The following is a 22,641-nucleotide window of genomic DNA, read 5'->3' as shown; positions in this document are numbered from 1 at the left end:
GCTCCGAGCATGTCACGGCGGCTGCTCCCCGAGTTCACCCGGACCCGGCGTCCATGATGCGAAGTACCGAGTCGTCCGCGGCGGCGCCCAAGTCCAGGGCGAGCGGGCCTCCCGCGTGGCACGTGGCGTTGCCCAGCAGTTCCGCCACCACCATCACCACGTCCGCCTCCGCCGGAGGCGGCAGCTCGGGGAACCAGTCCTGAAGGGCTTGGCGCGTGAACGCTACGCCCACCCGGCTTTTCGCCCGCTGGCCCTGAGGGAACGTCAGGCGGCGGTGGGCCCCGGGATCGGCTGTAGCGGGACCGGTACTCACGTTCTGCACCCCCAAGTGCGGGTTCGTCTCCTGCCCCGGCACACCTGGCGAACGCTGCCGGGCATAATTCTTCGGAGCGGCCACCCCGACCGGATTGGTCCGGCCTGACGACGAGCGTGGCCAAGGTTGGTGACGGCGGGGGTCGGGGCGAGCACGGCTCCACGTGAAGGTCGGTGGTTCTCCACACACTCGGTGATGTCTCACCAGAGCTTGGGGCTGGCCATGGCATGGGCGTTGCCGGAGCGGATGCCGGCCGCAGCGGTGAACGGTCCTGAGCTGCTGGTGGTGCACCTACGAAACCTGGAGCCCCGACGAGACGGCGCAGGACGAACTCCTGGACGCTCTCGACCGGTCGCTCCTGGGCGGTCAGGTAGGCGGAGAGCCGGACCTTCAGGTCCGCGGAGACGACGCTTCCGAACGCTGACCTCAGCGCGCCGCGAGCTCCTCAAGAGCTGCCCTTCAGCGGGAACCTGGCCCCGCCGCTGGATGCGGAAGTAGTTCGTACATGTCTCCGAGACATGCCTCAGTCCGGAGAAGAACGGTGCCAGGGGCGTCGTGGTGGCCATCCGCGGTGGGGCAGTGGAAGCCCGTTGACCTCCCCGTAGGCTGAGCGGTGGCGTGGGGCCTGGTTACCTGGGGGGCAGCATCGTGGGCCTGCGCGAGCTGGTCATCGACGGCTGATCGTTGCACGACTGGCACGGTCGGTCACGGCCGCCCGTTCGCCGCGGCGCCGGGTATTGGCGCATTCGCGGATTGTCGACGGCCGTGCCCGGGACGAGGATGGTGCGGCATGGGAACACGCGATCCGTTGCCGCATGAGGCCGTCAGCGCCGCCGAGTTCGTCGACTGCTTGCGGCAACTCAAGGAACAGGCCGGGCTGACGTTGCGGCAGTTGGAGGCGAACGCCAGGCAGGGCGGGGACGTGCTGGCGCGCAGCACTGTGGCGGACATGCTGCGGCGGGACTCGCTCCCGCGCCCGGAAACGGTCCGTGCTTTCGTACGTGCCTGTGGACGGGGTGCGGCCGCCGCTGACTGGGTGGAGGCGAGGAACAGGCTGGCGCGCGCCGAGCCGCCTTCTTCGCCCGCCACCGTCGGCGAGTCGGCTTCCGCGAGCGGTGTTCTGCCGTCCGACGGGTTGGGGGAACCGCCCGTCGGACGGGCTGCCGCGGGCCGTGGCGTTCGGGGCGGTGTCCGTGCGGGCTGGGGGGTCATTGTGGCTGGCGTGGGCGTTGTTCTGCTGGTGGCGGGTGTGGTGGTGTGGGTGTTGGTGCCCGGGGGGCGGGGTGGCGGGGCGGACTCGTTGGGGGGTGGGGCCGGTGCCTCCTCGGTCCTCGTTCCGTTGCCGGGTCTTACCCGTATCCGGTCGGCTGTCGATCCGCGGTTGTGTGTGAGTGAGGGCCATGACCGTGAGGGTCGCTACCGCAGCGAGATCGCCGTCCAGCGTGACTGCGCCGGTGCCGCGCCGCCGGACGTGTCGCTGGTGCCCGTGGGCCGTGCCGGTTCCTTCTTCATCCAGTGGAGCCATCCCGTCCACGGCAACGGCTGTCTCACGGCGCTCGGTAGCGGACACGTCGTCGAGGGTCTGTTCGAGCCCTGGCCCTGGGAGAGTTGTTCGGCTGACCGCACCAGCCAGCATTTCTTCTTCGAACCTGTCGGCCGCTCCCCGGCGCAGGGATTCCGGATCCGTGTGGTGATCAATGGTATGTGTCTGGGGGCCAACGGCGGTGACGATCACGTGGAGGGTGCCGAGATCGCCCAGCAGCGGTGCACGGGGGCAGCCGGTCAGACGTTCCTGGTGGACACCGCCGGTTGACCGCTCCACGGCGGGAGCGGACTCCGGTCGCTGTCGGCCGCGTCGCCCGCGTCGGCCGCGTCGGCCGACTGGGCCCGGGGCCGCCCGTACCCGGCGTCGCACGCGCCCGGCGCCACGAGGAGGTCACCGATCCCGGTGGGCGCTTAATCCGCAAGGAACCTGCGGTGAAGGCTGAGGCGGTCTACTCGTCGCCGTTGGAGTTGTTGGGCTTCAGTGGATACCAGCGGTCCGGGGTGGTCGGTCAGATGCGGGCCAGACTTGCCCGGGCGGCGGTCATGAAGGCGTTCTTGTGCTCTTCCAGGTGCTCGTTGACCTCGACGTCACCGATCTCCCGCCAGACCGCCTGGTTGAGTGCGCGTGCGTATGCGCGGGCCGGGCCCTCCAGGTCCGGGTCGCACAGCAGGGCGATTCCGCGATCAGCCGTCCAGAGCGTGGTCATCAGGGCTTGCGCCCCGGACATCCAGCCGTCCTCGTCGGCACCCCACGGTTGCGGGCGAGAGTAGGCGGCCGGCTCGGCGCGCTGGGCGCAGGCGAGGAATTCCTGGATCGCCTGTACCTGCTCGGCCCGGCGCGTCTGGGCGGTCGCCGCTGACCGTCGCCTCTCCTCGGTCCGATCCGCTGACCGCTGGGCGGCACGCTGAGTGAACGCCGTGCTCATCAGTGTGTGCATCTTCCCGTACCGGGCCGTCGGGTCCTTCCGGATCGGGCGTGTCCGGATCGGTGGGCCCGGCACTGTTGGGGTCTGCGGGGGCCGCGGGTGTTGCGGGGAGCGGGTTGTGATCGGCTGGCGGTTCGTTGTGACGAAGGGCGCCGAGCGGTGCCCGGGTCCGGTGCGGGGTCCGAGCGGGTCCCGGACACGGCCGGACAGGGCCCTGACCGGCCCGGACACTGCAAGCGGTGTCCCGGACAGCGACGGGCATTGTCCGCGGTGGGGTCGTTCGTCCAGGCTGGCGTCCTGTTCGAGCTTCCGACGAACCGAAGGAGTGACCATGCGTTTGCGTGCAGCGGTGGCGGGACTGGGAATGGGAGCGGTGCTGGCGCTGGGGGGTGTGGCGGTGCCCGCCCAGGCCGTCGCCCGCGACGCGGTGCCCTCCGCTCTGGGGCCCTCGTGCAAGGCGGGCAAGAATCTCACCAACGGGTGGGGGCAGTGCACCACCAGCGGTTCCTACAAGTGGCGTGTCCGTGTCTACTGCACCCTCGGTGGGTCCGGGACGAGCAGCGTGGTGACCGGTGCGACCCGCACCAACGCCTACTGCGGCTGGGGCAACGTGGAGTCCGTGTCCATCGAGTTCCTCTGACACCTCTGGTCGCACCGATCGCCGGTGGTGGGCGATGATCGGGGGACGGTGATCGGTGACGGGCCGTTGCCCGTCGATGGCCCCGCAGGGCGTGATCGGCCTCGGCCCGCACCGGGCGCGGACCCCGCGCGAACCCGGGACGGTTGATGCCGGGACCGCTCGTCGCAGCCCCCGCCCGACCCGGGCGGGGGCTGTTTCGTGCGGTGGCGGGCAGGGCTTCATGGCTCGGGCGGATCCTGTCCACCCGGCGCGCTGTGGTCCGGTTGTCGATGGTGGTACGTAGTCGGCTGGGCAAGGGTGAGGGTTGCTGTCCGGGTGCGCGGTTCTTGCCGGCTCTTTGGAGGGGCGGGGCGGCGGGGCAGCGGTTGCGCGGTGGGTGAGGTGGCGGTCGGCGGGTGCGGTGCCGGGCCGGTGTCACCGGGCGGTGGAGCTGTCTTCGCGGGGAGCGCGGCCTCTGCGGGGCCGGTCGGGTCGGTGTTTGACGTTGTGTGGGCGCGGGCGCGGGGGTGTCGGTGCTGCGGGGGAGGGGTTTCCCGGCACGGGTGGTGCTGTTCCTGGGTCCGGAGGGCAGGAAATTTTGCGGCTGATCGGGCGTCATGAGGCCTGCCCGCCGAGGGGCGTGCCGTAGATCTTCCTGTGGGCCGACGGCACGGTGGGTGGGAAGGCCCTGACGTTCCGGTGGCGGTACGCGGTCGGCGAGGGTCCTGCGGGTGCCGGTCCTGCCGGCCGGGCTGCTGGTGCACGGCGGCCTCGCGCACGGCGCGTTCGCCGAGGTCGTCGGCACAGGCCGCCTGCTCCTCGCGCCGGCCGCCGGCCGAGCGAGCGCCGGTTTCCGTGCACGGAGTACCGCCGTCGGCCTGGCGGGTCTCGGTCTTGCCGCGGCCGCAGGCTGCGGGGCCGTCCTGTGCCGGGTCGGGAAGGGTCCGGTCTGCTGGGGGAGGAAGCGGGGCGGTCGTTGGGTGCACTGTTCGGAAGCGGCCGGTTCTGCCGCGGGCTCCGGCCGGTTGGGCGTGCGGATCGTCCTGGGGCGTCGGGCCCGTTGCTGGTCGCTCCCGTGGGGGCGCCCTGCCCGGGGATGGCTGGCGCGGTGGGCCCGCTGTGGTGGCTCGTTGCGGACCCTGTCGCGGGCCCTTCGATGCGCTTCGGGCAACTTCGTTGTGGTGGTACATGGTTGGTGGTTTTTCGGTTTTGGTCGCGTGATTGCGGCTACACGTCGGTCATGAATGGCAGATATCGAGGGGCGGGTACGGCCCGCGCGGTCATGGTCCTCGCCGACGTCGTCGCGGGCGTCCTGGGCCTGTGGATCGTCCTGTACCTGCTGGACGCGAATCCTTCCAACGATCTGGCGCGGTGGGTCCGTGGTGCGGCCGACTGGTTGTCCGCATGGGCCCGCGACCTGTTCACGCCTTCCCAGGGATGGCTGCGGACCCTGCTCAACTACGGTATTCCCGCCGTGGTCTACCTGTTCCTGGGTCACCTCGCGGCCAGGTGGCTGCGTCGCGGGCACTGATCCGGGGGAGCGCCGGAGTGCTCGTTCCCGGGCCCGGGCAGGAGGGGCGGGGCCGCTCCGGTGATGGCGCACCTGCGGTCGGCCGCCACCGGACGGACGCGCCCTGGCGTCCTCGTGCCGTGCTGTCGGCGGGCGGCCCTGGCGCCGCCCGCGCCACTGGCCCGGCCGCCTTCGGTGGCGGCTTCCCTCCTCGCGACCAAGGCGGGCGGTTCGCGGCCGAGCTCGTTCAGCACCGTACGGGGCAAGGGGACCGGCCGGCGGGCGCGCCGGGGCCTGCCGGTGTCGTTCAGGTGTGCGTCGCCAGGTCCGGTCGGCTTTGATCACTGACATCACGCACCGCCTTTCGGTTGCGGGAAATCCGGCAGAGGTGTGAGCAGAGAGCTCCGGTCGTCGCGCTGGCAGCGGAGCAGGTGGTTGCCGAACCGGTCCTCGACCGCGGTGGTGGCGGCGATGCCGAAGGCGATGTCGGGCCGAGCGACGGCTCGTCCCTGACCAGGGGCGCGATGGCGGCGCGGCGGTCGAACTGCTCGGGGACGGCGTCGACCAACACGTGGTCGCGGTAGAAAAGGGTGCCGGCCGGCCAGTGTGGCGCCGAGCCGCGCTGCGCACCGGGCGGCCGCCGGCTGCGGACCGCCGGTCCGCAGCCAGCGGCCTGCCTGTCCTGGTGCGGTCCACGGTCACCGCTTCGGCCCTGGCGCAGTGGACGGCGGCGTGGCGTTGTTCGATCACACACAGGCCTTTCTGGGGGCGGCCTCGCGGTGCCGGGCGCGCCCTCGTTCGGGGGAATCGGCCGATCAACGGTCCGGATCGTGCTCCTGTGGAGGCCATTCCCGCAAGCGCCTCGCACCGGAGGACCCGTTGCCACATCCCCGTACCACCCCCTCTGCCCGCCGCACGCTCGCCGTCGCGGTCGCCGTCGCCTCGGCTACCTGCGCGCTCGCCGCGCCCAGCGCCCACTCGCGCGGCACAGATGAAGTACGTCAACATCGACCCCGGCTCCATCGGCCCGCTCGGCGACCCGATCTACTCCGCCAGCTCCGCCGACCTCAACCTCCCCCCGGGCGCGACCGTCAAGTACGCCCGCCTCTACTGGGGCGGAACCCGCGGCATCGGCGACACCGTCCTGCCCGAGGACCGCATCGACGAGATCTACCTCAAGTTCCCCGGCGACGGCGACTACACCAACATCGCCAACCAGCAGCCGTCCATCGGCTACATCACCACCGACGAGGAGAGCAGCTACCAGGCCTCCGCCGACATCACCGACCTCGTCCGCAGCCACGGCACCGGCACCTACACCGGCGCGAACATGGACTCCGTGGTCAAGCCCCACAGCTGGGGCGGCTGGTCCATCGCCATCGCCTACGAGGACCCCTGCGCACCGCTGCGCCACGTCCACCTCTGGGACGGCTTCCAGCCCGAACTGCCCAACAGCCCCCCATCACCGTCACCGTCAACACCCAGGGCGACGGCTACGACCTGGGCGTCTTCTACGCCGACATCGACCTCGACGAATCCGTGTTCGCCGCCAACAGCAGCACACCGGCCGCCTCCGCCTGGAACGAGGCGAAGTGACCACCCCGTAGAGGGGTGACCGAACGTGCCGCGGGTCGTCACCTCGGAGGGCAGCGACCCGCGGCACCTGCCCTTCTCCATGCCGGCACCCCCGCCACCGCGCACGCCGACGGCGGGTCTGTCCACTCTGACGCCTGAGCGCCGACGCCCACTGGCACGCCTACCGCCTCGCCGGCCTGCTGCCCAGAACCGAGGCCGCCGACGCGCCGGACAGCGTGGCGCCGGCCCTGCTCCAGCTGATGGGGGCATTCCCCGCCGCGGTCGCGTACGTCGTCAACCGCCGCCTCGAAGTGCTGGCGGCCAACACCCTGGCCGATGCCCTGCTCTCGCCACTCGCGGACCGCCGCCAGGTCCTGCGTTCGCTCTTCCTGGACCCGGCGGCCCGCGCGCTCTACACGGATTGGCGCGGCGTCGCGCAGTGCGCGGTCGAAGCACTGCGGCTGGCCGCCGGCCACCACCCCGACGATCCCCGGATGGCCGCCACGGTCGCAGAACTGCGCAGTGTCAGCGAGGAGTTCGAGCAGATGTGGCGCAGTCAGGGTGTGAGGTCCCTCGGCCTGCGGCCCAAGACCTTCGACCACCCGGCTGTGGGTACGCCCTGCACCCCTGCCACACCTGCCACGGCCCCCTCGGTGGCACTCACGACGCCGAGCACGAACTCGACGAACGGGCCGGCCCGGACCGCCTGGAATGCCCGCCCTGCGACCGCCGGCGCCGCACCGACAAGCGCTGGCCCCTCAGCCTGGACCTGCCCACCGCCCGAGCCCTGCGCCGCGCCGAGAAGCACGGCCCGCCCGAGGACGATCCCTGGTGGGTCGTGCGCCTCCTCCACGCCGAACGCTGGCCGAAGCAGGCCAGAAGCACCGGAGAAACCCCCTGCAGCATTACCCAGATTCCGCACGGCCGGTCAGTTCCAGACAGGAATTGAAACGGCAAGTCCGCCGCATGTGCGTTCTTCGCTGATGCAATGGATCCAAGAACGTTGAATTTCGCAAAACGAGGCGGGCGCCCGGATGAACCGGCGCCCGCCTTATCAATTCGTTCAGAAGGTGGATTTGACAAGCCACACGAGGAGCCCGGCAAGGACCGATCCAGTGCCGTAGGCGATGCCCCGGACGCCGCTGAAGAGGGCAGTGCGCGCGAGATTGCGAGCGGTGCTCAGACGCTTCTTGCTCATTGGCTAATCTCCTTCGCGGATTCGATGACGCGAAGAATCTTCCCCCAATGCCAGTATTACAGAGACGCGCTGAACCAATGGAAGCGAACAGGTCCGACGCACTGTCAGATCGGCCTAGTATGGGACAGCGTTGAACGGCCTTGAACGCCGTTGAACGGGGGACTCGATGCCGAGAGGGGCCGAAGATGGGCGTGGCGGGACAGCTGAGCCGGCCGGACCTGCCGCCGGGAGCGCACCGAACGCTCAACGAAGCCCTTCACCAGCTGCACTCCTACGCGCGGTACCCATCGGTGGGATCGATCGCCACTGACATGAAGAAGAGCTCGAAGAGCGTCCCCGCACCGCACAGGGCGCCAGTGCCCTCGCGAACCACCATCTACAACCTCTTCTGCAGCACCCGCCGACAGAACTGGGACTTCACCCACGACGTTGCCGTCCACCTCGCCGGCCGAGTGCGATGGGTGACACCCGAGCAGGTGCACAGCGTCAGCATCATCATCGACAGGCTCTGCAGACTGGCCCGCGAGGAAACCGGCCCGAGGACCGATCCGCAGCCCGCGGATACCACCCCCGCATCCGACGGATCAGCGATGACGGTCTTCGTCCCGGCCCAACCACGGGCTCGTACTCGAACACCGCTCGCGCTTCCGGAAGCGAAGGACGCTCTCCACTGGTGGACGGACGAGCTGTCCCTGCCGAGGGAGCAGGATCTCGAACCGGCATTCGTGAAGGCGGTGAGCAGCGACCGGGAACTGCTGAGCATGGCGCTCAGAGCCGTGGGTGCGACCATCGAACCCCAGTCGTAGCACCCGCAGCAGACCACCTCGACGCCGCCCATCCGGCTATCCGCGCTCCCGCACGAGGTTCGGCAGCACCAGGAGTGTTGCTCGGGCTTCGCGGGCGCCCTCCAGGGTGTGAGAGCTATGCGGGATCGAGAGGGAGCAGAACACCCGACGCCACCGCGAGTGCGAGGACTGCCACGCCGGACCGGACCGCGAACATCCACATCACCTGGGTGGGCCGCGACCTGACCGTCACCGAGGTCTGGCACACCGACCGGTGCCCCACCCGCATGGAGCGGATCCTGCTGGTGGCCGGCGCGGAGAGGGTCGACGCGCTGGACGAGCTGTGGCGCCTGGAACCGCTCCTACCGCCGCCTGCTCGCCTACCTCGCAGCCGGCGGCACCCTGGACGGCCCGGCCAACCGTACCGGCCTCGGCGACACCCGGCCTTCCGGCCCGGGACCTGGCTGCGGAAGCAGGCGATCGCCCGCACCGACGGGAAGCTGACTGAGCGGCAGACAGCGCTCCTGGACGCCCTCCACCGGCACGAGACCGAGACCGGCTGACCTGTCCCGTACCGCGACCCGCACACCCGCTGTCCCGGGCCTGCCCGGGCCGGGACAGTCGTCCGGTGTCTCGTTCCCGACTATCGGGGGTATCGCGCGATGACCGATACCACTTGCCCCACCCCGGACCCCGCCGCGTCCGATCGGTTGGAGCTGGCCCCGTACAACGGCCGGCCCGCTCCCGCCGACCGTGACCTGGGCCGCCCGGTCCTGGACCCCCGCCGGTACGCGGCCCGGTGTGGCTGTGCTGGTCAGGGTGTGAAGGGCTGAGCTGGGTCGGTGCAGGTGGTGTCCGGGTCGGGGGCGGTGGTGGTGAGGAGGTAGGTGGTGATGTGCCCGGCGGCGCAGGCACTCTCGTCCGGGGAGATGGAACCGTGCCCGAAGGCGTCGACGGTGAGCAGCCGTGTGGAGGGGCCGAGTTCACGGGCTGCGTTCTGGGCGTAGGAGTACGGGGTGGCGGGGTCGTGGAGGGCGTTCACCAGGAGAATCGGTGTGCTCCCGGTGTAGGTGTTCCAGGGGCCGCGGTAGACGTCGTCGTCCGGGGCTGGTGTGTAGGGCCAGGTCGAGCACTGGTTGAGGCCGTTGAAGACCTGCGGGCGGCCGAAGGTGGGGGCGTCCTTCTCCCAGGTGTCGGCCAGGCCGGCGAGGCCGTTCACGTCGCGGGGGTAGGGCATGTCGCTGCAGTTGACCGCCGGGTTGGCGTTGTTCCCGGTGAACGGGGTGCCGGCGGTGCGCGGGCGGGCGGAGCCTGCACCGCTCTCCGGGGGCAGTGCGTCGTGGAGGGCCTGCCAGCGTTTGGCCAGTGCGGAGTAGGTGGCGGGGTCGGGGAGGCTGCCGTAGAGGTCGTTGACGAATGAGTTGAGCGTCACGCTCGTGCCGTCGGCGGTCGTGAGCGCCGAGTCGGCGTGGGCGCGTAGGTGGTCGCGGATCGCGTCGAACTTGGCCCGCGGGTTCCCGTCTGCGAACGGGCAGGCCGGCACGCCGGCCTGCTTGCAGCGCTGGAGCACCGAGTCGAGCACGTCCTCGTAGTTGAGCGCGCGGTCGTGTTCGTAGCGGGTCCCGTCGGAGGAGCGCAGGGCCGGGTCGGTGTTGCCGGTGTTCACGATCGCGCGGACCTTGTCCGGGAACATGTTCGCGTAGGTGTCGCCGAGGAACGTCCCGTAGGAGACGCCGAAGTAGGTCAACTTCTCGTCGCCGACCGCCTGTCTCAGCAGATCCAGGTCCCGCGCCACGACGGCCGTGGACATGTGGCCTAGCAACGGTCCGGCGTTGTCGCGGCACAGGTCACCCTGGGCGCGCAGGGCGTCGGTCTCGTCGGCGAGTTGCTGCGGGGTGACCGGGTCGCGCATGAGCTTGGCGTCGACCGTGTCGAACTGCTGCTGGGAGGTGTAGCAGCGCAACGGCATGCTGCGCCCGACCCCGCGCGGGTCGAACGCGACCACGTCGAAGCGTTCCAGGACCGCGGGCGAGAAGAAGTACTCCGCGACGACGGGCGCGCCCCAGCCCGCAGTGCCGGGGCCGCCGAAGTTCGTGAGGATCGATCCGATCCGCTTACCCGGGTCTTTGGCGCTGCGCTTCATCAGGGCCAGCGGCACCGTGCTGCCTTCGGGATGCGCGTGGTCCAGCGGGACGGCGTAGGTCGCGCAGCGCATCAGGGCCGGGTCGACGTCCTTCGGCAGGCCTGTCAGGGAGTCCTGTGGGCAGTCCTCCCACGTTACTGGCGGGACCTGCCGCCCCTGTGCCGGTGCGGCTGCCGCGCTGCCCGGGCACCCGGCCCAGAGTGCCAGCGCGGTGAGTGCCACGGTGAGGCGCCGCAGCGGCTGCCGTGTGTCGACGTGAGACGCCATGCCGATTCCCTCCGACTGTTCTGCCCCGTGCTTCCGGTGCCTGAGCGCCGTCGAGTCCTACCCTCACGCCGCCGTGTACGCGACGTGCCCGCTGACAGTTCCACTGGATGGATGTGCGCGGCCGGCCGGTGGGCGGGGCGGCGTTGGGTGCCGGTTCTCCGGGTGGCTGTGCGCCGCTCGGACTCACCGGCCCGCGTTCGACGGCACCGTGGCCGCCGATGGACCGGCCGGCTCGCACAAGTGGTCGAGCAGGTTGATGCTGTGGCAAGAAGACCACGATCGGCTTCGCTCCTGGCTGTATGGCCGGACCGGGGCCGTGCGGTCGCCGGGCGTTCTGGAGGTGCCTGCGGGCCGGTCGGTCAGTGCCCGGAGCCGATCGCGCAGAAGGCCGATTGTGGAGCCGGTCATGAAACGGGTGAGGATCTTCATGCGAAAGCGCGTTGTCGCTTCTCTCGGAGCGTTCGTCCTGGTCGGCGGGGTGGCGACTGCCCGGGCCGCAGGGGTGCATGTGGCCCTTGATGGTGGCACGGTCACCTGTCATGTCAGTCCTGAGCAGTGGAAGGCTCTTTCCGACCTGGGGGTCGGGTTTCGTGCCATGGCACCCGGCGTGCAGCTCGTGGACCGAGCGGAGCCGGGAACGACGCTCACCGACCCGGGCGGTCGGCTGGATGTCACCGGCCGTGGTCGGGTCACCTTTCGCGGCGGGTTCCGGCTCGAGACGGCAACGGGTGCCTTCGTCGAGGTGACCGAGCCCCGAACCTCGTTGCCGACGGCCGACCCCGAGTTCCAAGTGAGGAGCAGCTTCGATCCAGTGGGTACGCGCATGGACATTCTTGAATACGCTGTCGATCTCACCGCGCTCCATCTGTCCCTGCTGGATCAGACTCTGGGAATCGATGAGACCAGCATCGTGGTGAATCCCACGTTCGCGGCGGTTTTGACCCGTGCTTTCGGAGACGGCGCGAGTGTGACGGGCATGAGGTTCGCTGTCTGCTCCGCTGGCCTGACTCTCACACCCACCATGTAAGGCAGGACTGCTCGGAGCATATCGCTGGCTGGGCCCGCCGAGAGTTCATCCTTCGTGGCGTGGGCCGACGCCTCTCTCCAGTACTGGACTGTGGTCCTGAGGCGTGGTTTCGGGCGTGAGCCGGTCAGGATCGTAGAGGTTCGGAAGACCACGGTCGAATCGCTCGCGGTCGAGCTCCTTGAGGCGCTCGAACTCCGGGGGCCGGTGGAGCACGCCCAGGGTACAGCGGGGCAGGGTGGATCCGTCGGCGTCCAGGAGGGCGTTGACGGCCTGTCGAGCCGCAGCGTTGGCGCCTTCCATGGTGCTGACGTTGATGTCGGTACGGATCCAGTCGCCGGCCAGGAACAGGTTGCGCAGGGCGGTCCTGGAGTCGGGACGGTCGCGCCAGGAGCCCGGGTGCTGGACGAACAGGGGGCTGGCATTCGCCACGGCGGGGGTTCCCGCCGCGGTGATGGCCGGGTCGAGGAACCACGAATGGAGCATGGCATCGGTCAGCACCTCCTTCCCATGGCTGTTGAGGTGGGCCTTGATCTGTTCCCAGGCCTCGCGGGCGATCTCCGCGGGCGTGCATTCTCGCGCGGGCCTCCGGTTGAACATGCCGGGTGCTGACCAGTCGGAGATGATCGTCGACAGGCATTCCCGGACCGTGCCGTCGTGGTAGTCGGTGAAGGGGCGCTGCCAGAACTGGGCCTGGCTGACCGAGGTGATTGCCCACGGCGAGTCCACATAGTTGACATGGCCGCGAATAACGGGCAGCTCGTTCCTGAGGTAGAACATGAGTCCGTTCATCCACTCGGTGCGAAGGCGTGCGCAGTCGGCCAGGCCGGGGTCGGCGGCCAGCAGCGGCGCAGACAGGAGGGAGACGAACCGTTCGACGGGCAGGGCGGAGACGACGTGGTCCGCCTCGAACCTGTGGAGGGTTCCGGCCCGGTCGCGGACCGCTACCGAGGTGACGGCGTTGTTCGCCACGGCCAGGTCGGTGACGGTCCAGCCCACCCTCAGATCGACACCTAGCGTGCCCAGGTGGGCGACCCAGGGGTTGATGAGCTTCTCGCCGGTGCTTCCGTTCAGGACGCGGTCCACCGTCCCTCCCGGTTCGTTTCCCCGGCCGAGCGAGCTCCAGATCGTGGCCTCGAGGATCAGGCCGATGGAGTGGGTGCTGGCGTCCTTGGACTTCATGGCGGCCAGGTTGCGGACCATACCGTCGGCGAACCAGCGCCTGAACGGAACAGACATTCGTTCGGCCCGCAAGAAATCGTTCCAGGAGAGCAGGTCCCACTGACCCAGGCGGCGCTCGTCGCAGCTGGACCAGTAGGTAAAGTATTTGCGTGCGCCGTAGAAGGCCTCGCGGAACGGCACATGGGCCAAGGTGCTGGAGGCGAGGGTGATGAGGGCGATCACTTCCGCCGGCCCGAACGCGTGACTCTCGGGTGGCAGTAGAGAGCCGGTCCGGAACGTCACCACCGTGTCGGCCTGCCCGTTCGCACGAGCCCCCCGATAGGCAGCGGCCCTTACCAGGTTGTCCCAGGTGCCGCTGACGTTGCCGGGAAAGGGGACACGACGCATGGTGTCCGTCAGGTTCCGGTAGAACCCGGGGAAGAACCGGAACCCGTGCTCGCCCGGCAAGCCACTGCCGGGCACAGGGATACTTCGAGCCTTCCCACCCAGCTCGTGACACTCGAACACGGTGACGCTGTAGCCCCGTTCGGCAAGCTCCAACGCTGCCGACAGTCCGGCCACACCACCGCCCAGTACCGCAACCCGCTTGCCGACAGAAAAGATGTGCCCCGGCCTCACGATTCGCTCCTCCGGTCCCCGAGCCGACAGACTGCGGGAACCTTCTCGTTACTCGTACCGGCCGGGTCGTCGTCCTCGCCCGGCGCCACGGCCTGGGTGCGGAGGATGGGCCCCGACGGCCTGCCTGGCAGAGGTCTGATGGAGCTGGGTTGGCAGCGCGAGCCGTTCGCAACCCTGTCACGCTCACCAGTCGAACTCGAGGCCGCTCTGCAACCGACCTTCCCCTTGTCCTTCACCTGATCGCATCCGTTCGACTTTCGCGAGTCGGGAGGCCGGAACAGGATGAGTGTAAATGGTCAGATCCGGGACATCGAGGAGACTCTTATGCGTGTAGTCCGTCGTCTGCTTGTAGGAGTGGTCGCTACATCGGCGCTCACCCTAAATGGCGCAGCTCCGTCCGATGCCGCGCCGGTAGCGAACACTTGTGGTGGCGCTCTCCAGGATTACATCGGAACTGGTGGCCTGGACGTGCCGTTCACAGGAACCGCGCATGCCAGCGACGACCGGCCCATGACGGTCGCCCCGCTGTTCCTCAACAGCAGCGAGGTGAAGGTGGAGATCAGCGCAGGCTCCAACGAGTCCCGTTATGCCATCGGACCTCTCCACTTGCGCGTTGACCCCACGGGCCGGGGTCAGATCAGTTTCGACAGCTATGCAGGGGACGGCTGGAGTACAAACATTTCCTGTGCAGTCGGAACGCGGGTGACCGCCATTACCGGCAGGGTGTTCGTCGACGATCTCGATTCCTCTATCGACTTTACTGTTCGTCGCACCTGACCGCAGGACCTGGAGAACGCTCATGCAGCCGCGCAATGCCCTGCTCGTGCTCGTCACCGCCGGCCTGCTTACCGCAGGCCCTGTCTCAACGGCCATCGCAGAGCCGGACCACGAAAAGTACCTGACCCGGTTCGACAACATCGACGTCGACCGCATCCTCAAGTCCGACCGGCTCTTCACAAACTACTTCAACTGCCTCATGGATCGTGGCAAGTGCACACCTGACGGCAAAGAACTCAAATCCCTCCTGCCGGATGCTCTCAGGGCGAACTGCGCGCACTGCACTAATCGTCAAAAAAAAGGCACGGACAGAATCCTGCGATTCATAGTCAAAAATCGTCCGACCGAATGGAAACAGCTCGAGGCAAAATACGACCCAGATGACATCTACGTCGCTCGGTACAACTCGCACGCCGCCGCCTCGGACGGTCAGCCCCCGCGACGCGCCTGAACATCAAACGCGTCGGGCAGCCCGGGTCTCGATCGACGCGCGCGGGCCGGGGCTGTACAGAGCCGAATCCAGCCAATCGGATGCGGCGGGGCCAGTGGTGCCGGTCGTCGCGCGGGTAAGCCGTGGCCCAGCAGCGTGCCACGAGCGTGACCAGGGTGGTGTGCCCCTGGCGGGCGGTGGCCGCTGATGGACACCGCGAACGCGGGCCGCCGCCGCAGGCCGGCGGTCCCACCCGTCGGAACTGCGCAGGACTTTGCCGGATCCGCGGATCGGTCCGCGCGTGTGAGGAGGCGCCCGGTGATTCGTCCGGCCGGTGAGGGCACTTCTACGACCGGCTCGATTGGACGGCAGGTCGGTTCCCGAGAGACCGCAGAGCTCCGATTCCTGATGGACGATCCTTCCGCGGCGGGGCCCGCGATCCAGCAGGTACTGCCGGTACGGGTGTCCGAGGCCGAGGAGGTGCGAATGCTGCAGACAGCGTCCGAGATCCGGGGAGGATGGGGGCGGCCGCGGAGCCCGAAGCACAGGAGACGGAGACACCCGACCGGGACGAAGCCGAGCCGGGCAAGGAGCGGTCCGGGACCGACCCAGAGGTTCGCTTTCCCGCCCTCGGGCCCCGGGAGATGGCCACGGTGCGCGCCAACGTGGCGCGATCCTTCTCGGAGCCGAACGTCGAAATGACATGCGGGCTCGAACCCGGTGACCGGGCGTCTGCCGCGGCGCCTCGGCGGGCGGGGATCGGGGGACCCCTCCTTGGCCTGGCGTCACGTACGCTGTCGGCCGATATTCGGGAGGAGTGGCTGGAGGAGCACCACGGCTACGTGTTGGAGACCGAGGGGTGGTGGTGGCGCCGTCTCGGGATGGTCCTCAGTGAACTTCGCGGGATACCGGCGATAGTCCACACAGTGCGGCGAGGACGCAGGGGGAGCGTGTGAGGGCCGACCCGGACCGTCGGCCGCCCGGCCCGTCCGACGTGACATCCAAGGCGCTCGTGCGCAGGTGGTCCGAGCCGACGTCCCCCGGCGGCGCCATCCTGATCGTCGTTGTTGTGTCCGTGCTCGTTCGGCTCATCACCGTGGTACTTCCCAGCCACCTCGTCATCGGCTGGAAACAGACGGGGAACGCTGTTCCGGCTCGCCGCCACCGCGCTGTGTCGGGCCCGCGGTTGTGCCGCGCGGTGGTGCCGGTGCGCGATGCTGGACTGCTCTGTTCGTGGACCGCGCCTGGTTGGTGTTGGTCGGTGGGCTGCCAGGATGCCCGGGTGGTAGTAGGGGCCGGCGTCGTGGCTTCCGCCGTGACGTCGCCGGATGCGCCTGCGAGGCCGCTCTCGGGGCCCGTCAGACCACCGGCGCCATCCACCGCCGGCTCGCGGGGAGGAACAGGGGGCCGTCCGTTCTCCGGTCGTGCCGGCGCCGCGTCCGGGCCCGCCCCGCGTCCGCCCCGCTCCGGGCCGCACGGTCGTGCCGCCCGGCGCCACGAGGGGTGTCGGGCGGGCCGGTTCAGCGCAGTACCTCCAGTTCCGGCCAGTCGTCGCCGGGCCGGTCGAGGAAGCCGGTGGGCCGCCCCGTCAGGTACCGCGTGAAGAAGGCGGCGACGGCGGTGCGCTGGGCGGCCAGGGAGCGCCGGGGGTCGACGGTGCCGATGAGTCCGGCCGCGTCGGGGACCGGGAGACGGCGGACGAGCTGGGGCAGGAGGACCTGGAGGTCGGTGTACGAGCCGTGGGCGGCGTTCCGCAGCCGCAGAGCGTGCCGGGGGCCGGTGGACGCCGCCCAGCAGGAGGCCCAGCTCGGTTCGGTGTTCAGGGTCTTCGTGCCGGAGGCCATCAGCAGGAACGGCTTGGCGAGGCCGCTGTCGGCGACGGGTCCGAGGAGGGCGCCGTCGAGGTCGGCCGCGGCGCGGACGCGGGGCTCGTCGTGGGCGAGCTGGGCGGCGACGGAGCCGCCGAGGGACTGCCCGAGCACGCCGGTCCTGGCCGGGTCGGCGGCTTCGGCCAGCCCGACCGGGAGCGGGTCGGTGCCGGTGTCGGGGCGGTGGCCGCGGGCGAGCAGGTCGAGTGCGCCGAGGACGAAGCGGGCGTCGGCGAGGCGGGCCCGGGAGTGTCCGGCGAGGAGGGCGGCGATGACCTCCGGGGTGAGGTCGTCGGGGAGCGGGAGGGCGCGTTCGACCCGGCCGCCGGGGAACTCGACCTGTTCGGCCTCGTACGTGGAGTCGATGGCGACGACGAGGTGGCCGCGGCTCGCCAGGTCCTCGACCAGGGTGGTGCCCAGGGCGCGCGAGCCGCCGTCGCCGGAGGAGAAGAGCACCACGGGCAGCCGGCCGGCACGGCGGGCGACGGGCGCGCCGGTGCGGGCGTGGGTCCTGATCCCCCGCCAGTCGGCGGCGCCGGCGGGGACACCGAGGGCCGGTGCGGAGTGCGTGTCCCAGTCGGCCGCCGCGGCCGGGGGCAGCCAGGGGGCCGTCGGGTGGCCGGCGCCGGGTTCCGCCGGGTACCAGAGGCCGGCCATGAGCTCCCGGTAGGGCTTGGTCGGTAGGAGGGGGTCGGGGCGGCTGTCGTCGACCAGGTGCAGCGCGACGGTGCCGACGGGCCAGGGCCCGGTGGGCGCCGGCAGCCGCAGCGGGACGGGGGTGCCGGGGGCGTGCGCGGGGCCGGCACCCCCGGCCGGGGCGGCCGGGCGGCGTCGGGGGACGGGGGCGGCGGCCACGGTGGCGAGCACGGAGGCACCGAGCGTGCCGAGCAGGGCGCGACGGGTCGGGGGCATGGGCGGGCTCCTCGGGCGGGTACGGCTGCGGGTTCGCCACCAGGGTTTCGCCGCCGGGGGGTGCGGGGCGCCCTGCCGGGGGACGATCCCGCCGGTGGTCGCCGGTCGCCCCGGGGCGCGTCCGCTCCTCCGCGCGGAGGAGGCCCCGGTGTCCCGGGGTCTCCCCGGTCTCCGCCGGTGGGTGGACGCCTTCGCGGGCGCGGGGGCCCTAGCGTGGGGCTCCGGCGACCACGCCGGACGACGCGGACGCGAGGACGGACACGATGACCGAGACCGGCACGGTACGGACGGGCCCGCCGGGCGTCCTCGCCCGGCTGCCGGGGCGGTTGCCGCCCCTGGTGGCGGACGCCGCGCTCGCGGCGGCCCTGTTCCTGCTGACGCTCGGGCCGGGGCGGGTGGCGGACGGTACGGGCTTCGCGCTGCAGACCGCTCTGGTGCTCCCGTTGGTGTGGCGGCGGCGGGCACCCCGGTCCGCGTTCGGCGTGATCGCCGCCGCGGCGCTCGCGCAGTGGCTGCTGGGTGTTCAGCTGCCGGCCGACGCGGCGTTGCTGGTCGCCCTCGGGACGGTGACCGCGCGGGCGCCGTACCGGTCGGCGTGGGCGGCGGGTCTGGTGGCGGTGGCCGGTGCGGTGCTCGCGGCGGCGCGCTGGGCGCCCGAGGGACGGTTCCTCGCCTCGGCCGCCGCGATGACGGCGGCGGTCGCCGCGAGCGCGCTGCTCGGGGCGAACACCCGGATCCGGCGGGCCGCGCGGGCGGAGCGGCTGGCGCGCCTGGAACGGGACCGCGACGAGCGGGAGCGTCGGGCGGTGGAGGAGGAACGCGCCCGGATCGCGAGGGAGTTGCACGACAGCGTGACGCACGGCCTGTCGGTGGTGGTGGCGCTGGCGGACGCGCTGGGGCACGCGCGGCCGGCCGACGCCTCCGCCGTGACGGCCCGGATCGCGGAGACCGGGCGGCAGGCGCTGACCGACATGCGGCGGGCGCTGGGCCTGCTCCAGGACGCCGGTACCGACGCCGGGCCCGGGGACGACCGCCGGTCGCCGCCGGGGATCGGCCAGCTCGCGGCGCTGTGCGAGCGGATGGAGGCGGCAGGCCTCGTGACCCGGCTGCGGGTGGACGGCGAGGCTGCCGGGGTGCCGGCCGCGGCGCAGCTGACAGTGCACCGGCTCGTCCAGGAATCGCTGACCAACGTCCTGCGCCACGCGCCGAAGGGGACGCGCGCCGAGGTGCGGGTGTCCTGCGCGCAGGGGGCGGTCACCGTCGAGGTGACCGACGACGGGCGGGCCGGAGGGACCGGGCGGAGGGGATCCGCCGGGTCCGGGCTGGGTCTCACGGGGATGCGGGAACGCGCCGCGGCCTTCGGCGGGGTGCTGGAGGCGGGCCCGCGGCCGGGCGACGGCTGGCGGGTCTTCGTACGACTGGATCCAGGCGGCGCGTCGTGAGCGTCCGGGTGCTGCTGGTGGACGACGAGGAGTTGCTGCGGCTGGCGTTCGGCATGATCCTGCGCGCCGAGCCGGACATGGAGCCGGTCGGGGAGGCGGCCGACGGGGCGGCGGCGGTGGAGCTGGCACGGCGGCTGCGGCCGGACGTGGTGCTGATGGACGTGCGGATGCCGGGCACCGACGGCATCGAGGCGACCCGGCTGCTCCTGCGCGAGGTGCCCGGGACGCGGGTGCTGGTGCTCACGACCTTCGACCTGGACGCGTACGCCTTCGAGGCGCTGCGTGCCGGGGCCTCGGGCTTCCTGCTGAAGAACAGCCGGCCGGAGGAACTGCTGGGGGCGATCCGCGACGTGGCCCGGGGGGATGCTGTGGTCTCCCCCCGGGTGACGCGCCGGCTGCTGGACCGCTTCGCCCACCGGCTCCCCGCCGCCGGGGACGACGGCGCCGGGGGCGACGCGCAGCGGCTGCGCGTGCTGACCGCGCGCGAGCGGGAGGTCCTGCTGGGGGCCGCCCGCGGCCTGACCAACACGGAGCTCGCCGCCGCCCTCGGTCTCGCGGAGCCCACGGTGAAGAAGCATCTCGGCCGGGTCATGGCCAAGCTGGGTCTGCGGGACCGGGTGCAGGCGGTGATCTTCGCGTACGAGTGCGGGCTGGTCGGGCCGGGGTAGGCACGGGCGGCCGTCGACCGGCAGCTCCGGGGCGGGGAGGAGGTCGAGCGGGCCGCAGGCCTCGCCGCGCTCCCGGACGTCGGCGAGGGCCGACGTCGAGCAGGTGCTCGCGCCCGTGCCTCGCAGCGAGCTGCTCGCCGCCCAGCGCCCGGGCGGTCGGACGGCCGGGCCTCGGGGAAGGTCGCCGCCCGGGGAGCCGGCGGCCTGCGAGTACGCGTGCAAGTGCGGGTGCTCGGGTGTCCGGGGCGGCTCTGCGCGGGGGCGGCGGCACACGGCGATCCGCCTCCTCGGCATGAACTCTGCTGACCTGCAGGTCGCATGAGCGTCCATCAGGATGCCAGGACGGGTTCCCCGAACGCGGGCGGCCAACGCTTGCCGGGGGCTGGCTGTTTGAAATCGCCTGAGCGGGAACCCGAAGGACGGGACCGACCAGCCACTCCGGGCCGTGGTCAGACCGAAGGAGGAGCGGTATGAGCATCTGGATCGTTCTGGCAGTGGCCGTGCTGGCAACCGCGGCGGCCCTCGCCGTGCTGCTGCCGCAGTGGAACACCCGCCGGCTGCAACAGCGTTTCGGTCCGGAGTACGACCGGACGGTGCGGGCGCACGGCGGCCGCACCGGGGAGGCCGAGCACGAGCTGGCCGGCCGGCTGCGACAGGCCAGGCAACTGGCACTCACCCGGCTGCCGCAGCGCCGCGCCGAGGAGATCGGCAACCAGTTCGCTGCCCTCCAGGAGCTGTTCGTCGACGACCCCGCCCGCTCGCTGGACGAGGCCATGACCCTGCTCGACGGCACGCTCGACGAGATCGGCTTCCCTGCCGAGGACCGGCCTGCCGTGCTCTCGGTCGACCACGCCGCCCTCGTGCCCGACTACCGGAGTGCCCGGCAGGTGCTGGAGCGCAGCCGGTCGCAGCGGGTGGGCACCGAGGAACTGCGGACGGCGCTGCTGGCCGTGCGTGACCTGTGCCTCGAGGTGGCCCGCTCCGGCGGCGACGAGCAGAAAAGGACGGCCCGTGCCGGCAACTCCACCGGTGCCGTCCACCACTCCGGCCCGCGCCACGCCACCCGATGACGCCGGCGACCCCACGAAGGAGAGGACGACCATGTCCCAGTACGGTTCCGCAGCCCGGAACAACCCCGACGACGCGCCGGCCCCGGACCCCCGCAGCGGTCCGGCGGACCTGGCCAAGTCGGACACCGTCCGCCCGCACGGCGCCCACCCGGACGCCGCCCGCGCTGCCACGCCCCGCCCGGACCCGGCCGGCCCGCAGGCCGCCCGCCCGCCGGCTTCCCCCGAACGAGGCGCTGCCGCAGGACGGTTCGCCGTCGTACCGGGAGGCGACCGGGCCGCAGAACGGCCCTCCGAGCCCGCCCGCCCCCTACCGGGACCCCGGACCGGCGACCCGCAACCGGCATCGGCGACACCCGCGCAGAGCGGATCGGGCGGTTGGCTCGGCGTCGAGCGCACGCAGCGACTGCGGGCCGAATGGCACTCCGTCCAGGCGGGATTCGTCGACGACCCCCGTCAGTCCGTGCAGCAGGCCGACGCCCTGATCGAGAAGTCGGTCGGCCTGCTGGCCGAGGCCGTCACCGAGCGGCGCCACCGGCTGCGCGGCGCCGAAGCGGCACCGGACGGCACACCGGCCGCCAGCACGGAGGACCTGCGCCTCACCCTGCGCGAGTACCGGTCACTGCTGGACCGCCTCCTCGACACCTGAACCACCAGCACATCCGGAGCGGAGGGGACGCCCGGACGTCCCCTCCGCCCCGGCACCTGGGGTGCGCTACGCCCGCCCCGACCTCACCGGCAGGGTCGAGTATCCGGAGGTACCGGGCCAGGGCGCTGGTGACAGCAGCGGTGAGGGTGAGGACGGCGGCGAAGGTCGTGGCGGCCGACGGGTAACGCGGCAGGTCAAAGCATTGGTGAGCTGCACTGGATACCTTGATGGCCGCCCCGGACGCACCGGGGCGGCCATCACGGTGAGGGGCCGTAGAGCTCGCCGAGGACGGAACCGCTCTGAAGAGCGGCCCGGACGGTTGGCCGTTCAATCCGCCGGCCGTGGACCTCTTCGACCCCGAGTGGGCGGACAAGGAGATCCACCCGGACGAGTTCGAGGCACACTGGCTCAGTGCGCGCCATGTGGACAGCGAGGAATGAGGGGTCTCTGGTGCGCGCACATCAATGGCCGGACAGGCAAGGCCAACTGATATGGCGCGTGAATCGGACCAGGCCAACTGAGACCGGACCGGATCGTCGGCGACAGGACACCCGGCGCCGGTACGACCGGTACCTGCCGGAGCCCGCCGACCGGGTACCTCTGACACGTGATCCTGACCGAGTACCAGGCGGTATTGACCAGCGTGGTCGAACGGCCATCGGGTACGGTCGGTCCATGGAGAACTTTCCCGAGAGCGTGGACCGCGAGATCCTGGGCGGTCGGATCGTTCATGCGGTCAAGGTGTACCGAGAAGCGTCCGGGTGCACGCTCCGCGAGGCGATGGACGTCGTCCGGGAGCGCGACGCGGAGCTCGGCCGCGACCGGCCGGACGCCTGACCTGCCACCGGACAACCGGTTTAGATCACTCGGCGGATGGCCAAGATCATGTGTCACAGGACACCGGGACAGTGTCCTGCTGCACCGGCGCGCCGGATACGCGCCGATGCCGGGCTCGAGCCGACCGTCACCGACCTCCCGGAGCCGGACGGCGGGAACACGGTCGCCGGGGTCCTGGTCGCCCCGCACTCCGGGTCCGGTTCGAGCCGGCCGACGACCAGGAGGTAGCTCGGACTGCCTCCCGGCGTCGGCTAACTGGTGACGGGCGCTCCGAGCGACCTGACCG

At 71.2% G+C, this 22,641-nt stretch carries 22 protein-coding genes; 15 read left to right on the top strand and 7 right to left on the bottom strand.

What is annotated here, in order from left to right; translation table 11 throughout:
- Window positions 1-34: 34 nt before the first annotated feature.
- On the bottom strand, window positions 35-232 hold the full coding sequence (locus IF01_RS48315) for a hypothetical protein (protein WP_157855257.1): 198 nt from the start codon (window positions 230-232) through the stop codon (window positions 35-37).
- An 871-nt stretch (window positions 233-1,103) separates the two neighbouring features.
- On the opposite strand from IF01_RS48315, the gene IF01_RS0117385 reads away from it, so the two are divergent.
- The gene (locus IF01_RS0117385) at window positions 1,104-2,126 is read left to right on the top strand and encodes an RICIN domain-containing protein (RefSeq protein ID WP_030394344.1); all 1,023 of its coding nucleotides are present in this window, start codon (window positions 1,104-1,106) and stop codon (window positions 2,124-2,126) included.
- A gap of 241 nt (window positions 2,127-2,367) precedes the next feature.
- Here the strand turns inward: IF01_RS0117385 and IF01_RS0117380 are convergent, their stop codons facing one another.
- On the bottom strand, window positions 2,368-2,784 hold the full coding sequence (locus tag IF01_RS0117380) for a hypothetical protein (protein ID WP_233290358.1): 417 nt from the start codon (window positions 2,782-2,784) through the stop codon (window positions 2,368-2,370).
- A 331-nt stretch (window positions 2,785-3,115) separates the two neighbouring features.
- Here IF01_RS0117380 and IF01_RS0117375 point away from each other — a divergent pair, with 331 nt between their 5' ends.
- The 4 genes from IF01_RS0117375 to IF01_RS49290 all read left to right on the top strand — a co-directional run bounded on the left by IF01_RS0117375 (window position 3,116) and on the right by IF01_RS49290 (window position 7,495).
- Entirely contained in the window at window positions 3,116-3,424 is a 309-nt protein-coding gene (locus IF01_RS0117375; RefSeq protein WP_149030532.1) for a hypothetical protein, read from the top strand.
- A 1,261-nt stretch (window positions 3,425-4,685) separates the two neighbouring features.
- Window positions 4,686-4,934, top strand: a complete 249-nt coding sequence (locus IF01_RS0117370; RefSeq protein WP_375340983.1) for a hypothetical protein — start codon at window positions 4,686-4,688, stop codon at window positions 4,932-4,934.
- 970 nt (window positions 4,935-5,904) lie between these two features.
- A complete protein-coding gene (locus tag IF01_RS43985) occupies window positions 5,905-6,528 on the top strand; it encodes a hypothetical protein (RefSeq protein WP_030394340.1) in 624 nt (207 codons plus the stop codon).
- Window positions 6,529-6,724: 196 nt separating this feature from the next.
- The gene (locus IF01_RS49290) at window positions 6,725-7,495 is read left to right on the top strand and encodes an MmyB family transcriptional regulator (protein WP_244215536.1); all 771 of its coding nucleotides are present in this window, start codon (window positions 6,725-6,727) and stop codon (window positions 7,493-7,495) included.
- A 56-nt stretch (window positions 7,496-7,551) separates the two neighbouring features.
- On the opposite strand, the gene IF01_RS51020 is transcribed toward IF01_RS49290, so the two are convergent.
- Window positions 7,552-7,686 carry a hypothetical protein gene (locus IF01_RS51020; protein ID WP_255360271.1) on the bottom strand — a complete coding sequence of 45 codons (135 nt, stop codon included), beginning with the start codon at window positions 7,684-7,686 and terminating at the stop codon, window positions 7,552-7,554.
- A gap of 185 nt (window positions 7,687-7,871) precedes the next feature.
- Here IF01_RS51020 and IF01_RS0117340 point away from each other — a divergent pair, with 185 nt between their 5' ends.
- Both IF01_RS0117340 and IF01_RS0117335 read left to right on the top strand, forming a co-directional pair.
- Window positions 7,872-8,492 (top strand): hypothetical protein, encoded by a 621-nt coding sequence (locus tag IF01_RS0117340; protein WP_030394337.1) that lies wholly within the window; start codon window positions 7,872-7,874, stop codon window positions 8,490-8,492.
- A gap of 209 nt (window positions 8,493-8,701) precedes the next feature.
- Entirely contained in the window at window positions 8,702-9,034 is a 333-nt protein-coding gene (locus tag IF01_RS0117335; protein WP_030394336.1) for a hypothetical protein, read from the top strand.
- A 251-nt stretch (window positions 9,035-9,285) separates the two neighbouring features.
- On the opposite strand, the gene IF01_RS0117330 is transcribed toward IF01_RS0117335, so the two are convergent.
- Window positions 9,286-10,881, bottom strand: coding sequence for an alpha/beta hydrolase (locus IF01_RS0117330; RefSeq protein ID WP_078880046.1), 1,596 nt, complete (start codon window positions 10,879-10,881; stop codon window positions 9,286-9,288).
- A 183-nt stretch (window positions 10,882-11,064) separates the two neighbouring features.
- Window positions 11,065-11,310 (bottom strand): hypothetical protein, encoded by a 246-nt coding sequence (locus tag IF01_RS48305; RefSeq protein ID WP_157855256.1) that lies wholly within the window; start codon window positions 11,308-11,310, stop codon window positions 11,065-11,067.
- Between IF01_RS48305 and IF01_RS0117325 the strand changes: the two genes are divergently transcribed.
- Complete coding sequence (locus tag IF01_RS0117325) at window positions 11,309-11,908, top strand: hypothetical protein (RefSeq protein WP_157855255.1); 600 nt, start codon at window positions 11,309-11,311, stop codon at window positions 11,906-11,908. The genes IF01_RS48305 and IF01_RS0117325 overlap by 2 nt on opposite strands.
- A gap of 45 nt (window positions 11,909-11,953) precedes the next feature.
- Here the strand turns inward: IF01_RS0117325 and IF01_RS0117320 are convergent, their stop codons facing one another.
- A complete protein-coding gene (locus IF01_RS0117320; protein WP_051755552.1) occupies window positions 11,954-13,705 on the bottom strand; it encodes a hydroxysqualene dehydroxylase in 1,752 nt (583 codons plus the stop codon).
- Between the two features lie 324 nt (window positions 13,706-14,029).
- Between IF01_RS0117320 and IF01_RS48300 the strand changes: the two genes are divergently transcribed.
- Complete coding sequence (locus tag IF01_RS48300) at window positions 14,030-14,482, top strand: hypothetical protein (RefSeq protein WP_157855254.1); 453 nt, start codon at window positions 14,030-14,032, stop codon at window positions 14,480-14,482.
- Window positions 14,483-14,504: 22 nt separating this feature from the next.
- Complete coding sequence (locus IF01_RS45565; protein WP_078880044.1) at window positions 14,505-14,933, top strand: 4CSP family protein; 429 nt, start codon at window positions 14,505-14,507, stop codon at window positions 14,931-14,933.
- Window positions 14,934-16,432: 1,499 nt separating this feature from the next.
- Here IF01_RS45565 and IF01_RS0117305 read toward each other — a convergent pair.
- Window positions 16,433-17,692 (bottom strand): alpha/beta hydrolase family protein, encoded by a 1,260-nt coding sequence (locus tag IF01_RS0117305; protein ID WP_030394330.1) that lies wholly within the window; start codon window positions 17,690-17,692, stop codon window positions 16,433-16,435.
- 263 nt (window positions 17,693-17,955) lie between these two features.
- On the opposite strand from IF01_RS0117305, the gene IF01_RS0117300 reads away from it, so the two are divergent.
- The 5 genes from IF01_RS0117300 (at window position 17,956) to IF01_RS48970 (ending at window position 22,355) form a co-directional block, all read left to right on the top strand.
- A complete protein-coding gene (locus IF01_RS0117300) occupies window positions 17,956-19,134 on the top strand; it encodes a sensor histidine kinase (RefSeq protein ID WP_051755549.1) in 1,179 nt (392 codons plus the stop codon).
- A complete protein-coding gene (locus IF01_RS0117295) occupies window positions 19,131-19,802 on the top strand; it encodes a response regulator transcription factor (RefSeq protein WP_030394328.1) in 672 nt (223 codons plus the stop codon). The genes IF01_RS0117300 and IF01_RS0117295 overlap by 4 nt, the downstream gene beginning before the upstream one ends.
- A gap of 470 nt (window positions 19,803-20,272) precedes the next feature.
- A complete protein-coding gene (locus tag IF01_RS41885; RefSeq protein WP_051755546.1) occupies window positions 20,273-20,872 on the top strand; it encodes a hypothetical protein in 600 nt (199 codons plus the stop codon).
- A 31-nt stretch (window positions 20,873-20,903) separates the two neighbouring features.
- The gene (locus tag IF01_RS43980) at window positions 20,904-21,518 is read left to right on the top strand and encodes a hypothetical protein (RefSeq protein WP_051755545.1); all 615 of its coding nucleotides are present in this window, start codon (window positions 20,904-20,906) and stop codon (window positions 21,516-21,518) included.
- A 675-nt stretch (window positions 21,519-22,193) separates the two neighbouring features.
- Window positions 22,194-22,355, top strand: coding sequence for a hypothetical protein (locus IF01_RS48970; RefSeq protein ID WP_167349749.1), 162 nt, complete (start codon window positions 22,194-22,196; stop codon window positions 22,353-22,355).
- Window positions 22,356-22,641: the final 286 nt, after the last annotated feature.

Source organism: Kitasatospora purpeofusca (assembly GCF_000718025.1).
Lineage (GTDB): Bacteria > Actinomycetota > Actinomycetes > Streptomycetales > Streptomycetaceae > Kitasatospora > Kitasatospora purpeofusca.
The sequence above is the reverse complement of the archived record's forward strand: the minus strand, read 5'-3'. Positions and strand labels throughout refer to the sequence as shown.